Genomic DNA, 13,652 nt, shown 5'->3' with positions numbered 1-13,652 from the left:
TAGGGTGGGACTCACTACGTGCTCATCAGCCGCCTTCCGCTGCCGACCTCTCCGTCGCCCCCCCCATGTGCGTCCGCTGCTGGTCGTGGTGTGACATTCCAAGTGCGGCTCGGGCACTGAATTCCCGTGAAATGCGGAGTTCCGGACAATTGCTAGAGAGGCAATTATGGCCTTTGCCACGGCCAAGGACGGCACGCAGATCTACTTCAAGGACTGGGGGTCGGGCCCACCGGTGGTCTTTTCCCACGGCTGGCCACTGACCGCGGACGCGTGGGATCCGCAGCTGGAGCTGATGGCGGACAACGGCTTCCGGGTTGTGGCCCACGACCGGCGCGGGGGTGGACGCTCGGGCCAGCCCTGGGAGGGGAACGACCTCGACACGTACGCTGAAGATCTGGCCTCGGTCATCGAGGCCCTCGACCTTCATAACGTCATCCTGGTCGGTCACTCGACCGGTGGAGGAGAGGTCACACGCTACATCGGCCGACACGGCTCGAGTCGCGTTACCAAGGCGGTTCTCCTCGGCGCGATCCCCCCGTTGATGCTCAAGACGGAAGCGAACCCGGAGGGGCTGCCGATCGACGTCTTCGACGAGCTCCGAAAAGGCGTGCTGACGGACCGTTCCCAGTTCTACAAGGACCTCAGTACTCCCTTCTACGGCGCCAACCGCGAAGGATCGACCGTCTCGCAGGGGACCCGCGACGCGTTCTGGCTCTGGAGCATGACGGTGGGCATCAAGGGCGCCTACGACTGCATCAAGGCGTTCTCCGAGACCGACCTCACTGAGGATCTCAAAAAGTTCGACATCCCCACGCTGATCATTCACGGCGACGACGATCAGATCGTTCCCATTGTGGCATCTGCGAATAAATCGTCGAAGCTCGTCAAGGACGTGACCTTCAAGGTCTACCCGGGTGCTCCGCACGGCTTGTCGATGGTTCCCGAGTTCGCGGAACGGTTCAACGCCGACCTCCTCGAATTCGCACGCGGCTGACTGGCCACGGCGGTGTCAATTCGTTGAAGCAACATCTTCGGTCAGGGCTCGCTGGAAGGCTTCCTGTGGGGTGAGGTAGCCGAGGCAGCGGCGGGGGCCGCGGGCGGTGCGGCGGCTGGGCAGCATCACGCCCAGGCGGGCGAGCTCGCCCTTGGGCAGCGCGTAGATCCACGTGTAGACGGCCTCGTGCGAGATCGTTTTCCCGCCGGCCGGGAGCGAGCCTTCCATGAGGGCCACACTCGCGTCTGCGGACTCGAGTTTCAAACGCCCCGCGATCTGGTTCGGTGTCCGCCTGTACCGCAGGTCCGCCAGGACGCGCTCCCGCAGAACCAAGTCGGTGTTCAGCACCTGCCGTTGAGGGCGCCGACGTCGCTGTGCGGCCCGACGGTCCGCGGTCGAGGCCCGGTAACCGCGCCGCGAACTGTTCCGGCGTATCTCCCGGCTGACCACCGACGGGTCCCGGCCGATCCGCCGCGCAATCTCCCGCACCCCTTCGTCCCGGGCGCGGCCGACCGCGATCTCCTCACGCTCCTCGAGCGTCAACGGTCTCCGCACTGCCACGAGCAACCCTTCTCACCTGCACTGTTGCTTCGAGGCTATGACACCGCCCGGAGGGAGCCGGCCAACGGGCAAGTCCGGGGGCACCGATGTGGCACGAGCGAACCTGCGTTCTGACCGAGCGATACGGGGCTGGACGGGTGACGATGGAAGTACATCAAATTCGGCCACGTCGTTCCCGGAAGGAGGAGACACCATGACGCATCCCTCCGGTTCCTCGGATATCAACTCTCCGCACGGCGCGGAGCCACGAGACACCTCTGCGATGGGAAAGCCGAGTGCCCTGGCGAACCTGAGTTGGCAGATCCTTCTCACCATGGGCCTGGCCACTATCGCCCTGGGGGTCGTGATTTTTGCCTGGCCGAAAGAGACGTTGCAGGTCGTCGGCGTGCTCTTCGGCATCTACCTGCTGGTCACCGGGGTCTTCCAGTTGGTCGCCGCCTTCGGCACTCACGTTCCCGGTCATCTTCGGGCACTGCATTTCATCACGGGGGCGCTCTCCGTCCTGCTCGGGCTGATCTGCTTCCGGGGCACCCTGCAGTCGGTCCTGCTGCTTGCCCTGTGGATCGGCTTCAGCTGGCTGCTGCGCGGCATCATGATGACGGCCACGGCTTCCTCCGCCCCGGCCATGCCGGCGCGTGGCTGGATGCTGTTCTTCGGGATCATGAGCATGCTGGCGGGCGTCGTGCTGATCGTCTCACCGTTCACCTCGATTGCCGCGCTCACCTTGGCGGTGGGCGTCATGGCCCTAGTTCTTGGGGTGGTTGAGGTATTCCACGCCATCAAGATGCGGATCGAAATCGGCCGCCTCGCTTCAGGCACTGCTGCCAAGCGGCGGCGGCGTCCTCTGTTCCACTCCGAGCCACATCCCCAACACTGATCACGGCAAAGGCTCCGGCACCCCGCTTGTGCAGCGCCCGCCGTACCGGGTGTCTGCGGCACGCAAAGCTCATCGGCGCCCTCCACCGCTGGTCAGGCCCTCCGCCGGCTGCCGCCGCTCCCGGCGAGGACGTGCCCGTGCCATCAGACGACCAGCTCTTCCGTCTGGCGCCGGCACAGCTATCGATCCGGCTGGAGAACCAGCTCCGATCTGGTGGCGTGCCCAGGGCAGGGAAAGGCGCCGAGCGGTCGTTCCCGGCCAGCGAAGAGGGCGCGGGATCTGCCAGCCTGGTCCTACGGCTTCAATCGGTCGGTCGAAGGCCGGCCTCAGCGGCGAAAGTGGGTGCGGTGATGGCCGGCGCTCGGACGCGTGCCCGGGTAGTGATCGTGACGAATCCGCGCTCGGGCGGTGGTAAGCCTGCTCGTTACGGTCTGGTCCAGCGGGCCGAGGACATAGGCGCCCAGGTCTGGATGACCAGCGCGGATGAGGACGCAGCGTCGCTCGCGAGGAACGCCGTCCAGCAGGGGGCACAGGTGCTGGGAGTCGCGGGCGGCGACGGCACTGTATCGGCGGTCGCCGCGGTGGCCGCCGACGCGGGCCGGTCGCTGGTGGTGGTTCCGGCGGGCACCCGCAACCACTTCGCCCGGGACCTGGGCCTCGACGTCCGCGATCCGGCGCAGGCGCTGGGCGCCCTGGTCGACGGTGAGCCCGCACGGGTGGACCTGGGGGTGCTCGGCCCGCGCGTCTTCGTCAACAACGTCTCTTTCGGCATGTACGCCGACGCCCTGCTGGAGCCCGGGTACCGGGAGGACAAGAAGCGCGCTTTCGCTGCGGTGGCACCCGATTACCTCAAGGGCAAGCAGTGGGTCGAGGCCTGCGTGGACACCCCATGGGGGACCGTCGAGTTCCCGCAGGTGGTGCTGATCTCCAACAACCCCTACCACCTGGCCACACCGCGCTGGCTGGGGCGTCGCTTTGCGCTCAGCACAGGAATGCTGGGCGGCATCGTCCTCAAGCGCCCGACGGAGACGCCTCCGGATCTCCTCCGGCACCTGCGCAGCGAACTGCGACGACACAAGCGCGGTCTTGGTCCGGCAGGTGAAGGGGCTGTCCTCTGGTCGGCTTCCGGTATCACGTTGCACGGTGACGTGCGGCACCTGGACGCGGGGATCGACGGCGAAGCGGTGACGCTCCCTCTCCCCGTCATGTGTGGAATTCGGCCGGGTGCCCTGCGTGTGCTGCTGCCGAAGGACCGGCCGGGGATCCCGCCGGAGCGCGTGCCCGGGCGCCCGGGAGCACTGCGAGCAGGGGGCAACGGTTGACGGTTGACCAGCCGGTCAGCCCAACATGGGGCCACTGAGCTTGTCCTTTTGGGAAGTTGTTGTCTTTCCGGACTTGAGGACCGCGTTTCCGCTGGTCGGGCATAGGGTCGGTGATCACGTGGGAGTGGTGGCGTGTCGTGTCGGCGCTCCGGTGGGGGTCGTGGATGCCGTCGGTCGGGAAGCTGCACGAAAGGGCGATGAGGATTACGGTCGTTAAGTGCGGTTGATTGACCGTCGCGCGGAGAAGCAGGCGCTCCACCAAGAGCTTGACAGCGTGCGGGCCGGGATGAGCGGCGCGCTGGTCCTCCGCGGGGAGCCTGGAGTGGGGAAGTCGGCGTTGCTCGACTACGCGGTCGAGCGTGCCGCGGACCTGCAGATCGTCCGGACGGTGGCGGTCGAGTCGGAGATGGCCCTGGGCTTTGCCGCCGTCCACCAGTTGCTCGGCCCCTTCCTGCACAGCGTGGACCGGCTGCCCGGGCCGCAGCGGCGGGCGCTGGGCGTGGCCTTCGGGCTGGTGAGCGGGCCGCCGGCCGATCCGTTCCTGGTCGGTCTGGCCGTGCTGACGCTGCTGGCAGACGCCGCCGAGGTCCGGCCGGTCCTGTGCGTGATCGACGACGCGCAGTGGCTGGACGACGAGTCCGCCGACGTTTTCGGCTTCGTGGCCCGCCGGCTGCTGGCCGACAAAGTCGGGATGCTGTTCGCGATCCGGGAAACCACGGAGCCGGACCCCCATCTGCAGGCGTTGCCGGGTCTTCGGCTCGCCGGCCTGCCGGAGCCGGACGCGCACGAGCTGCTGGCGACCGCGGGCGGCCGGCCCACCGAGGCCGGAGTGGCGGAGCGCATCGTCGCCGGGACCGGTGGCAACCCCCTGGCCATTGTCGAGGCCACGGCCGAGCTGACCCCGGAGCAACTGCGCGGACAGGTACCGCTGCCCGAGCCGCTGCCCGTCGGCCACGAGCTCGAAGACCTGTTCGGGCGCCGCGTGCGGAAACTTCCCACGGACACACAGACGCTGCTGTTGCTGGCGGCGGCGGAGCAGCCGGGCCGCGGCGATCGGCTGTGGCACGCGGCCGCCGCGCTGGGCATCCCGGAGGCCGCCGCGGTGCCCGCGGAGGCCGCGGGAATGGTGGCCTTCTGGCCGGAGGTGCGGTTCTCCCACCCGCTCGTCCGCTCGGCGGTCTACCACGCCGTGGCCCCGGGTCGGCGGCGGGAGGCCCACCGGGCCCTCGCGGCGGCCTGCGATCCGCAGCGCGATCCGGCTCCCCGGGCCTGGCACCTGGCCGCGGCCACCGCCAGGCCCGACGACGGGGTCGCGGATCAGCTGGTGGCGGCAGCGGACCGGGCCAGGAGCCGTGGTGGCTACGCCGCCGCGGCTGCGCTCCTGGAGCGCGCGGCGTTGCTGACCCCCGACGAGGAGCGGCGGGCCGAGCGCCGACTGTCGGCAGCACAGGCCCACGTGGTCGCGGGGGCGGTCGACCGGGCCGAGGCCCTGCTGGCCGAGGCCGCCACGGGTCTGCACGATCCGCTGTCGACCGCGCAGGCGACCGAGCTGAAGGGAAGGATCCGGTTCCACCGCGGACAGGTGGCCGAGTCCGCCTCCGTCCTGGCCTGTGCGGCACGGCGATTGCGGCCGCTCGACCCGTGCGCCGCGAGGGACGCGCTGCTCTGCGCACTGGAGGCCGCGGTGTTCGCCGGGTGGGCGCCCAGCGCCTCCCTCCTGTGCGAGAACGCCCGAACGGCGCGGAATCTGCCACCTACGGGCGACCTTCCGGACTCGGCAGCCAATCTGCTGCTCCAGGGCTACACCGCACGGGTGACCGGTGGTTATGCGGCGGCCATGCCGGCGTTGCGCCGCGCGATCCAGGCCTTCCTCGTGGACGAGGTGGACCCCGACGTCGCGCTCCAACGACTGGAACTGGCCGCCGTCGCGGCCGCCGATCTGTTGGACGACGCCTCGGTGGAGCGGCTGACCACTGACTGGATCGACCGGGCTCGCGCGAGCGGCGCCTTGGCCAGGCTGGCCGGCGCGCTCGCCTTCCGGAGCGCCTATGTCGACGGGCCCGCCGGACGGCTGGCCGCGGCCCGGGCCGCGGAGGCGGAGGCGCACGAACTGGCGGAGATGACCGGCAATCCCGCCATCGTCCCTCCCACGGGCGCGCACACGCTGCTCACCCTCAGCCTGAGCGGCCGCGAGGCGGAAGCGCGTGCGACCGCGGCGGCGGTCGCACGGGAGGCCCCGGGCAGGGGCGCCGCCGGTGAGATGGCCATGGCGGCCTATTTCCTCGGCGTGCTGGAGATCAGCCTCGGCAACTACGGCTCCGCCATCGGATGCCTGGATGCGGCGTACACCGACGACACGCCGCTCGTCGGGACCCAGGCACTGCCCGACCTGGTAGAGGCAGCCGTCCGCGCCGGTCGGCGAGACCTGGCAGAACGCGCACTCCATCGTCTGGAGGACCGCGCGACCGCGACCGGCACTCCCCTCGCCCTCGGGTTGCTCGCCCGCTCCCGGGCCCTGCTGGCCACCCCGGCCGAGGCCCGGCAGGAGTACGAGGACGCGCTCCCGCTGCTCGGCCGGACCCGAGCCGCTCCCCAGCTCGCCCGCGCCCACCTCCTCTACGGCGAGTGGCTGCGCCGCCAGCGTCGGCGTCGGGAGGCACGCGACCAGCTGCGCACCGCGCACGACATGTTCGACGGCATGGGCCTCCATGGCTTCGCCGAGCGGGCGCGCGTGGAACTGCGCGCCACGGGCGAGTGCGCCCGGAAGCGGGAGCTGGGGACCCCCGAGGAGCTCACCCCCCAGGAGGCGCAGATCGCCGCCCTGGTGAGCCGAGGAGAGGCGAACCGGGAGATCGCCGCGCAGCTGTTCGTCAGCCCCAGCACCGTGGAGTACCACCTGCGCAAGGTGTTCCGGAAGCTCGGGGTGACCTCCCGCACCCAGCTCGCCCACCGTGTCCTCGACTAGGGTTCCGACGTCTTCCACCCGATCCCCGCCTCCGACCGTCTCCTCCTCGGTGGACGCCGCTGATCCCGCGGCCTGCCATCGAGCGTCGTCGTCGGATCCGGGAAGCCCGATCGGGTCGGCCGGCGGCCCCGGAAGCGACACCCGCCCGGAGCGGTGGACTAAGGATTTCGGGGATTCCACGTCGTCTGCCGCGCCCTAGCGTCGTTGGTGGCGGGACTGTGCCGAGCGGCCGCTGAGGTCGAAGCCGATGACGTCGCGGGATGGGCGGAGGTGACCTGCGCCGAGGCTGCCGGTGGGGTCCGGGGTGACTGGCGCTCTATCCGTGAGGCGGCCGGCGGTTCACGCAACGTCGTCATCGAGCTCAGCAGGCCGCCGACGGCACTTCTGTCCTCTCGCGTCAACGCGAGAGGTGACACAGCGCACACAGGAGAGAGCCATGACAAGCACGATCAACGAGTACCGGGCGGGACTGAAGGTGGGACCGAGGTCGGAGTTCCTCGCCATCGGGGACGTCATCCCGGGGCGCGAAGAGGCGCTGCGCGACACCCTGGAGCGGCACAGGTCGGACCCGCACATCCAGCAGGCCATCAAGGAGATCGGCACGCTGCACGAGGCCCGGTTCGTCCTCCTGGACGGTGACACGCGGCTCATGTTCGCCAGCAGCTTCGATGGACCGTGGGATGTGTACATCGACGACTTCGCCCGCACGGACATCGGCCGGGCCTTCGACGAGACCTGGGGGCACGTGCAGGGTTACCCGGGCGTCAAGTCCCCCCACATCAAGGAGTGGTTCAAGGAGCACACGGTGGTGGCGGGCAACTTTGTTTGCGCCTATCCCGAGCCGACGGTGAAGCAGGTCTTGAAGGCGCTGGCCCTGCAGCAGGCATTCCAGCAGGTGCTCGACGACCCTCGCGCCGCGGAGGCGCTCCAGCACCCGGCGCTGAAGCCGCTGCTCGAAATGGCCGCCGACTGAACCGGCCGGCGGACCCGCGGGGTCGGCGGCGCGGATCCTGCGGTCCGCGGCAAGACGTGCGTTTCGTGGGGCGGTCGACATCCCGATCAGGAGTCCACCGAGGTCACAACATCTCTCGGGATCAACGCGACGGGTCGCCCGGCTCGTACAGGAGGAAGACATGACAACCACGACCAATGTGAAGTCGGGGAAGGGGCTCAGCGACGGAGTGATCTCCGAGCTGGCCACGTACTGGAACGTCCTGCCCGGCCACGAGGACGAGCTGCGCGCGGCGACTCAGCGGTTCGCCGACGTGCTCCACCAAATCCCCCCTGACAAGAACATCCACACCGGCCTGCGGGACAGCCGCCACGTGATCTTCGACAACGGGCAACGGCTGATGTGGGCCACGACCTTCGAGAACGACTGGGACCCCTACTTCGATGATTTCGTCCAGATCGGCGTCGAGCACTTCCTGGACTGGTTGCAGCACACCGCCCAGTACACGGACGTCTCGGCGTGGGTCGAATCGTCCGGCGGGGTCGAGAAGTTCCGCCTGGACAACCCCGACATCGAGGCGCAGATGAAGCGGACCGTCGGCGGACTCAAGGCGATCGTCCAGTCGGTGCAGAGCCCCGCCACCGGGTACTTCAACCAGTTGAGCGCCTGGACGATGCCGCAGATCGTCAAGGCCCAGCGTCTGCAGGAGGCCTTCCAGCAGGTGCTCGACGACCCTCGCGCCGCGGAGGCGCTCCAGCACCCGGCGCTGGAGCCGCTGCTCGAAATGGCCGCCGACTGAGCCCGCCTGCGGTCCCGTGGGGATGGCGCCGCCGCCCCCGCGAGCCCACTGGACAGTGCTGTCAACGACTGCTGAGGGAGCACCATGACCACCGACACGGGCGCCGCGCTCGAACTTGGCGACATCCAGGCCGCCACCCTGATGCCCCGGCCCAACCCGTACGCGGGCGCGTATCTGGCCCTGCGCATCGATGACCGGCACGCGGCGCGGGAACTGCTGAGGCGGCTGATCCCCCTTCTGGAGCCGGTGTCCTCGTTCGACCCGGGCAGGCCGGTCTCGCTCGGGGTGGGGCTCAGCTTCGCCGGGCTCGAGGCGATCGGCGTGCCGGCGGAGTCACTGGCCACCTTCCCGTCCGAGTTCCAGCAGGGCATGGCCGCTCGCGCGGCCGAGATCGGCGACGTCGGGGAGAACGCACCGGAGCACTGGGAGGCGCCGCTGGGCTCGAAGGACGTCCACCTCGTGGTGGCCGCGCTGGCGCGGGACACCGCCCTCATGGAGGCCCTGGTCGTCCTGGCACAGGACGCGGTCCGCGACCTGCCCGGCGTCTCGCCCATCTGGCAACTTGACGTACACGTGCCGCCGGACGGGCGCGAGCAGTTCGGCTTCAAGGACAGCATCAGCGAGCCGACCGTGGAGGGCACCAACATCCTCGGCAGCAACCCGCACGAGGCACCGCTGAAGGCGGGCGAGTTCGTCCTGGGCTACGAGGACGAGAACGGCGAGCTGCCCCCGATGCCGCAGCCCGAGGTGCTGGGCCACAACGGCACGTACGTGGCCTTCCGCAAGCTGCACCAGCGCGTGGCGGCCTTCCGCCGGTACCTGCGTGACAACGCCGCGGACACCGAGGCCACGTGGCTCGCGGCCAAGTTCGTCGGCCGCTGGCCCAGTGGCGCGCCACTCGCCCTGTCCCCGGACAAGGACAACCCCGAGCTGGGCGGCGATCCCACGCGCAACAACGCGTTCCTGTACGGCGACGACCCGCGGGGCCTGAAGTGCCCGGTCGGCGCGCACGCCCGACGGATGAACGCCCGCGACTCGGTCATCACCGGTCAGGTGCGCCTGCACCGCATGATCCGGCGCGGCACCAACTACGGCCCGTCGCTGCCCCCTGGCGTGCTGGAGGACGACGGTGCCGAACGCGGCCTGATGTTCGCCTTCGTCGGCGCGCACCTGGCCCGGCAGTTCGAGTTCGTCCAGAAGCAGTGGGTGCACGACGGCAAGTTCATCGGCGCGCCCGCCGAGCGGGACCCGTTGATCGGTGTGCAGGACGGTGGTGAGTTCACCATCCCGCAGCGCCCGATCCGCCGCCGCCTCCGGGGGCTGCCCGACTTCGTCGTCAACCGGGGCGGAGAGTACTGCTTCATGCCCGGCCTCCGGGCGCTGCGCTGGCTCGCCGAACTCGACACCTGAGACCAGGAGGTTCATCGTGGCAGACCACTTCTCCGGCCCGCGGGCCCTTGCTGACCCCGCATCCGACATCACCGACGTGTACGCCTTCCCCAGCCCGGAACAGCCCGGTCATCTGGTGCTCGTCCTGGACGTATTCCCGGCTGCCGCACCCACGGCCCTGTTCTCCGACGCGCTCAGCTACCGCTTCCGCCTCCGGCCGGTGACGGCCACGGCGGCCGGCGGCACACCGGCGTTCGTGGCCGGCGCTGACGAGTACACCTTCGACTTCCGCTTCGCCGTTCCGTCCCCGCACGACGGCCCCGGCACCGTGGTGCAGGCCGGCACGTGCACCACGCCTGGCGGGGCGGAGATCCCGTTCCGGGTCGGCGAGGAGCAGCCGACCGAGACGCGCGGTGTGCGGATCTTCGCCGGTGCGCGGCTCGATCCGTTCTTCATCGACCTGGCAGGCGTGCTGGCCACCGAGGCGCAGGAGCAGTTGGCGTTCAAGGCCAGGGCCGCCAACTCCCTGGACGGCATGAACGTGCTGGCCATCGTCCTCGAACTCGACATCGCCACGGTGCTCGGCAGCGACACCGGCCCGCTGATGGCCGTCGTCGGCGAGACCGCGACCTCCCACGGTCACCCGGTCCGGCTGGAGCGCATGGGCCGACCGGAGATCAAGAACGTCATCATGCGGAGCTCGAAGTTCGATCCCGTCAACCGCGATCTCGAGATCCGCGACCTCTACAACGCGGAGGACGCCTTCAACCTGAGCCAGGACTACGTCGGAGCCTACCGCGCCCGGTTGAGCGCCAATTTGGCCTTCTTCGACCGGCTGGACGGCAAGACCGACTGGCCGCTCGACGATCAGGGCGTCCACCCCCTGACCGAGTTGCTGCTGGCGGACTTCCTCGTCGTCGACACGTCCAAGCCGTTCTCCGACGGCAGCGACCTCGAGATCGAGCGCGCCGTGCTCACGGGCCGCCCGCACACCACCTGCGGCGGCCGGTCGCCCGAGGACGACATCATCGACACGCTCTACACCCTGCTGGTCGGCGGCCTCGACGGACCGCGGATCAGCGACGGCGTCGACCAGCCGACCCAGCCGGTGTCCCGCACGTTTCCCTACCTGGTTCCCCCCAACCCGAATCCGCCGGATCTGAAGACCGTCTTCGCCGCGCTGTCGGCGCCACCGAAGGAGGCAGCATCATCACCGGGCTGACCGAGGACGACCGCCGACCGGCCACCACCAGCGGGGTCATCGCCGTGGCGAACCTGCAGGCCCAGATCGACAGTCTGGTGGCGGGGCTCCATGGGCCACGATCAGGGCAGACGACAGCGGCACCTGCGGAGGTGACCGGACAGGCCCTCCTGGTCGACCTGCTCATCCTGCGCGGGCAGGTGCTGGGCCGTATCGCCGACTACGAACGCGCCGCGGAGCTGGCCGAGCAGCTGGTACGCGCCGCGCCGGACGACGATGTGTCCTGGCTCGCCCAAGCCAGGACACAAGCCACCTTCCACCGCTTCGCCGAGGCACTGGCCGACCTCGACGCCGCAAGGCGACGCGGTTCGGACCAGGCCACGCTGGACGCGGAGCAGGCGGCGATCCTCCAGGCGGTCGCGTACTACGCCGAGGCCCTCGTGCTGCGCCGGACCGCAGCAGAACGCCGGCCCGACTTCACGACGTTGAGTGCGCTGGCCGTGCTCCAGGCCGAGCGCGGGAAAGTCGCCCAGGCGGAGCACCTGTTCATCGAGGCGCGACGCCGCTATCGGGGTGTCTCGCCGTTCCCCGTCGCCGAGCTCGACTTCCGGCGCGGACTGATGTGGCTCGGCGAGCGGAACCTTCCCGCCGCCCGTGCCTGGTTCGACGCCGCCGTGGGCCGGGTGCCGGCTTACGCCCCGGCAATGGGCCACCTCGCCGAGGTCGACGCGGCCCTGGGTGCCCGTGACGCCGCCATCGACAGCCTGCGCCCCCTGGCGCTGTCCAGCGACGACCCCGAGTACGCGGCCGGCCTTGTCGGCGTCCTCAGCGACGCCGGCCACCCTCACGAGGCCGAGCAATGGCGCATCAGCGCGGCGGCCCGCTACGACGAGCTGGTCCTGCGCCATCCGGAGGCCTTCGTCGATCACGCCGCCGACTTCTGGCTCACCGTGGGTGGCGATCGGCCAAAAGGGCTCCAGCTGGTCTCGCGGAATCACGCGCACCGGGCAACCCGCGCACTGGCCCTGCCCCACCGCGTCATTCCGACCGACTCATGGCCGGCCGACTCATGGCTTGCTGACCCCGACACGTAGGACTGGAAATGCAGCCATGGACGACAGCTACGACCTGGTGGTGATCGGCGCCGGCCCGGCCGGGGAGGTCGCGGCCGAGCTCGCGGCCGTCTTCGGGCGCAAGGTGCTCATCGTCGAGCGGAACACGCCCGGCGGGGTGGTCACGACCACCGGCGGCGCGCCCACCAAGGCCCTGCGCGAAGCCGCGCTCTACCTGACCGGCTACCGCCAGGAGGAGGTCTACGGCGTCCGGGCGGCAGCGCCCCTGGAGGCGGTGATGCCCACCCTCGGCGCCAGAATCGAGCATGTGCGCGACGTGCTGCAGGAAGCCGTCGCACACCGGCTCGCCGCACGCGGCATCGCCTACCTCCAGGGAACAGCCCGACTCGACGCGGACCGTACCGTCCACATCACCTCACCCGACGGACTGGCGCGCGAGGTCACGGCGCACGCGGTCCTGATAGCGACGGGGTCACGCCCGATGCACTACCCGGGCATTCCCTTCGACGATCCGGACGTCTACGACTCCGACACGATCTACTCGCTTCGCACCGTCCCGAAAGACATCGTCATCGTTGGCGGCGGCCCCATCGGCGTCGAGTTCGCCACCGTGTTCACCGCGCTGGGCATCCCGGCCACACTCATCAGCAATTCCGATCGCCTGCTGCCGAACATCGACGGCGAACTGGCCGGGCTGGCGGCCGACGAGTTCCGGCGGCGCGGAGTCCAGCTGGTCTTGGGCGCCGGCGCAAACAAGGTGAGTCGCGTCGACGGCCGGCTGACTGTCAGGCTCTCGACCGGCACCGTCCTGGCCGGGGACGCCGTTTTGTTCGCCGCCGGCCGCGCCCCCAACACAGAAGGCCTCGGCCTCGAACCGGCCGGCGTGCGCCTCGACGCCCGCGGCCGGATCGTCGTCGACCGCTACTACCGGACGACCGCTCCAGGGATCTACGCGGCCGGCGACGTGGTCAAACCAGGGCTCGCCTCCAACGCCATGCAGCAAGGACGCGCAGCAGCAGCCCACGCCTGCGGACTCGTCTTCGGCGTGGAGATCGACCAGACCACCAGCAGCGCCGTCTACGGCCTACCCGAAGTCGCCGGCGTCGGGGCGACCGAAGAACAGATCCAGGCCACCGGCATCCCCTACGCGGTGGGCCGCTGCGACCTGGCCGTTACCCCGCGCGGGGCGATCGCCGGACACGGCGGGCTGCTGAAACTGATCTTCCGCGCCGATGATCGCAAGCTGCTCGGCGTCCACTGCTTCGGCGACATCGCCTCCGAAGTGGTCGGCCTGGGCCACGTCGTCCTCCAGCTCGGAGGCAGGGTGGAATTGTTCCTCACACTCGCGCTCAATACCCCGACCTACAGCTACGCCTACCACGACGCAACTGTCGACGGCCTGACCCAGCTGACCAAGCTGATGGGCATAGCTGATAGCCGGGGCACTGGCGAGGCGGCACAGTGACGGCGGCCGTGCCGGGACAGCACATGCCTCTCCAACTCGCCCGCGTCGATCGCC

General features: G+C 69.9%; 11 protein-coding genes. 10 read left to right on the top strand and 1 reads right to left on the bottom strand.

The window, feature by feature from the left end; all coding sequences use genetic code 11:
• Positions 1 to 166 precede the first annotated feature (166 nt).
• Positions 167 to 994 carry an alpha/beta fold hydrolase gene (locus V4Y04_RS15580; protein ID WP_332428535.1) on the top strand — a complete coding sequence of 276 codons (828 nt, stop codon included), beginning with the start codon at positions 167 to 169 and terminating at the stop codon, positions 992 to 994.
• Between the two features lie 15 nt (positions 995 to 1,009).
• Here the strand turns inward: V4Y04_RS15580 and V4Y04_RS15575 are convergent, their stop codons facing one another.
• Positions 1,010 to 1,555, bottom strand: coding sequence for a helix-turn-helix domain-containing protein (locus tag V4Y04_RS15575; RefSeq protein WP_332428534.1), 546 nt, complete (start codon positions 1,553 to 1,555; stop codon positions 1,010 to 1,012).
• A 193-nt stretch (positions 1,556 to 1,748) separates the two neighbouring features.
• Between V4Y04_RS15575 and V4Y04_RS15570 the strand changes: the two genes are divergently transcribed.
• The 9 genes from V4Y04_RS15570 (at position 1,749) to V4Y04_RS15530 (ending at position 13,598) form a co-directional block, all read left to right on the top strand.
• Positions 1,749 to 2,432: an HdeD family acid-resistance protein gene (locus tag V4Y04_RS15570; protein WP_332428532.1), complete on the top strand. Its 684-nt coding sequence runs from the start codon at positions 1,749 to 1,751 to the stop codon at positions 2,430 to 2,432.
• 350 nt (positions 2,433 to 2,782) lie between these two features.
• Positions 2,783 to 3,754 (top strand): diacylglycerol/lipid kinase family protein, encoded by a 972-nt coding sequence (locus V4Y04_RS15565; RefSeq protein WP_332428530.1) that lies wholly within the window; start codon positions 2,783 to 2,785, stop codon positions 3,752 to 3,754.
• Between the two features lie 217 nt (positions 3,755 to 3,971).
• A complete protein-coding gene (locus V4Y04_RS15560) occupies positions 3,972 to 6,719 on the top strand; it encodes a helix-turn-helix transcriptional regulator (RefSeq protein WP_332428529.1) in 2,748 nt (915 codons plus the stop codon).
• 436 nt (positions 6,720 to 7,155) lie between these two features.
• Positions 7,156 to 7,692 carry a hypothetical protein gene (locus V4Y04_RS15555; protein ID WP_332428527.1) on the top strand — a complete coding sequence of 179 codons (537 nt, stop codon included), beginning with the start codon at positions 7,156 to 7,158 and terminating at the stop codon, positions 7,690 to 7,692.
• A gap of 160 nt (positions 7,693 to 7,852) precedes the next feature.
• Positions 7,853 to 8,470 carry a hypothetical protein gene (locus tag V4Y04_RS15550; protein WP_332428526.1) on the top strand — a complete coding sequence of 206 codons (618 nt, stop codon included), beginning with the start codon at positions 7,853 to 7,855 and terminating at the stop codon, positions 8,468 to 8,470.
• 84 nt (positions 8,471 to 8,554) lie between these two features.
• The gene (locus V4Y04_RS15545; protein WP_332428524.1) at positions 8,555 to 9,880 is read left to right on the top strand and encodes a Dyp-type peroxidase; all 1,326 of its coding nucleotides are present in this window, start codon (positions 8,555 to 8,557) and stop codon (positions 9,878 to 9,880) included.
• A 16-nt stretch (positions 9,881 to 9,896) separates the two neighbouring features.
• The gene (locus V4Y04_RS15540) at positions 9,897 to 11,081 is read left to right on the top strand and encodes a DUF4331 family protein (protein ID WP_332428523.1); all 1,185 of its coding nucleotides are present in this window, start codon (positions 9,897 to 9,899) and stop codon (positions 11,079 to 11,081) included.
• Positions 11,082 to 11,125: 44 nt separating this feature from the next.
• Positions 11,126 to 12,154, top strand: coding sequence for a hypothetical protein (locus tag V4Y04_RS15535; RefSeq protein ID WP_332428522.1), 1,029 nt, complete (start codon positions 11,126 to 11,128; stop codon positions 12,152 to 12,154).
• Between the two features lie 16 nt (positions 12,155 to 12,170).
• A complete protein-coding gene (locus V4Y04_RS15530) occupies positions 12,171 to 13,598 on the top strand; it encodes an FAD-dependent oxidoreductase (protein ID WP_332428520.1) in 1,428 nt (475 codons plus the stop codon).
• Positions 13,599 to 13,652: the final 54 nt, after the last annotated feature.

Origin of the sequence: Streptomyces sp. P9-A2 (genome assembly GCF_036634175.1) — a bacterium.
Classification (GTDB): Bacteria; Actinomycetota; Actinomycetes; order Streptomycetales; family Streptomycetaceae; genus Streptomyces; species Streptomyces pratens.
Note: the sequence above shows the minus strand (reverse complement) of the source record. Positions and strands in the feature narration are given on the sequence as shown.

Excerpts from the sequence above, each read along its gene's own strand:
- V4Y04_RS15565 (WP_332428530.1), top strand. The coding sequence starts at position 2,783 with ATGGCCGGCGCTCGGACGCGTGCCCGGGTAGTGATCGTGACGAATCCG.
- V4Y04_RS15545 (WP_332428524.1), top strand. The coding sequence starts at position 8,555 with ATGACCACCGACACGGGCGCCGCGCTCGAACTTGGCGACATCCAGGCC.
- V4Y04_RS15530 (WP_332428520.1), top strand. The coding sequence starts at position 12,171 with ATGGACGACAGCTACGACCTGGTGGTGATCGGCGCCGGCCCGGCCGGG.
- V4Y04_RS15580 (WP_332428535.1), top strand. The coding sequence starts at position 167 with ATGGCCTTTGCCACGGCCAAGGACGGCACGCAGATCTACTTCAAGGAC.
- V4Y04_RS15555 (WP_332428527.1), top strand. The coding sequence starts at position 7,156 with ATGACAAGCACGATCAACGAGTACCGGGCGGGACTGAAGGTGGGACCG.
- V4Y04_RS15570 (WP_332428532.1), top strand. The coding sequence starts at position 1,749 with ATGACGCATCCCTCCGGTTCCTCGGATATCAACTCTCCGCACGGCGCG.
- V4Y04_RS15550 (WP_332428526.1), top strand. The coding sequence starts at position 7,853 with ATGACAACCACGACCAATGTGAAGTCGGGGAAGGGGCTCAGCGACGGA.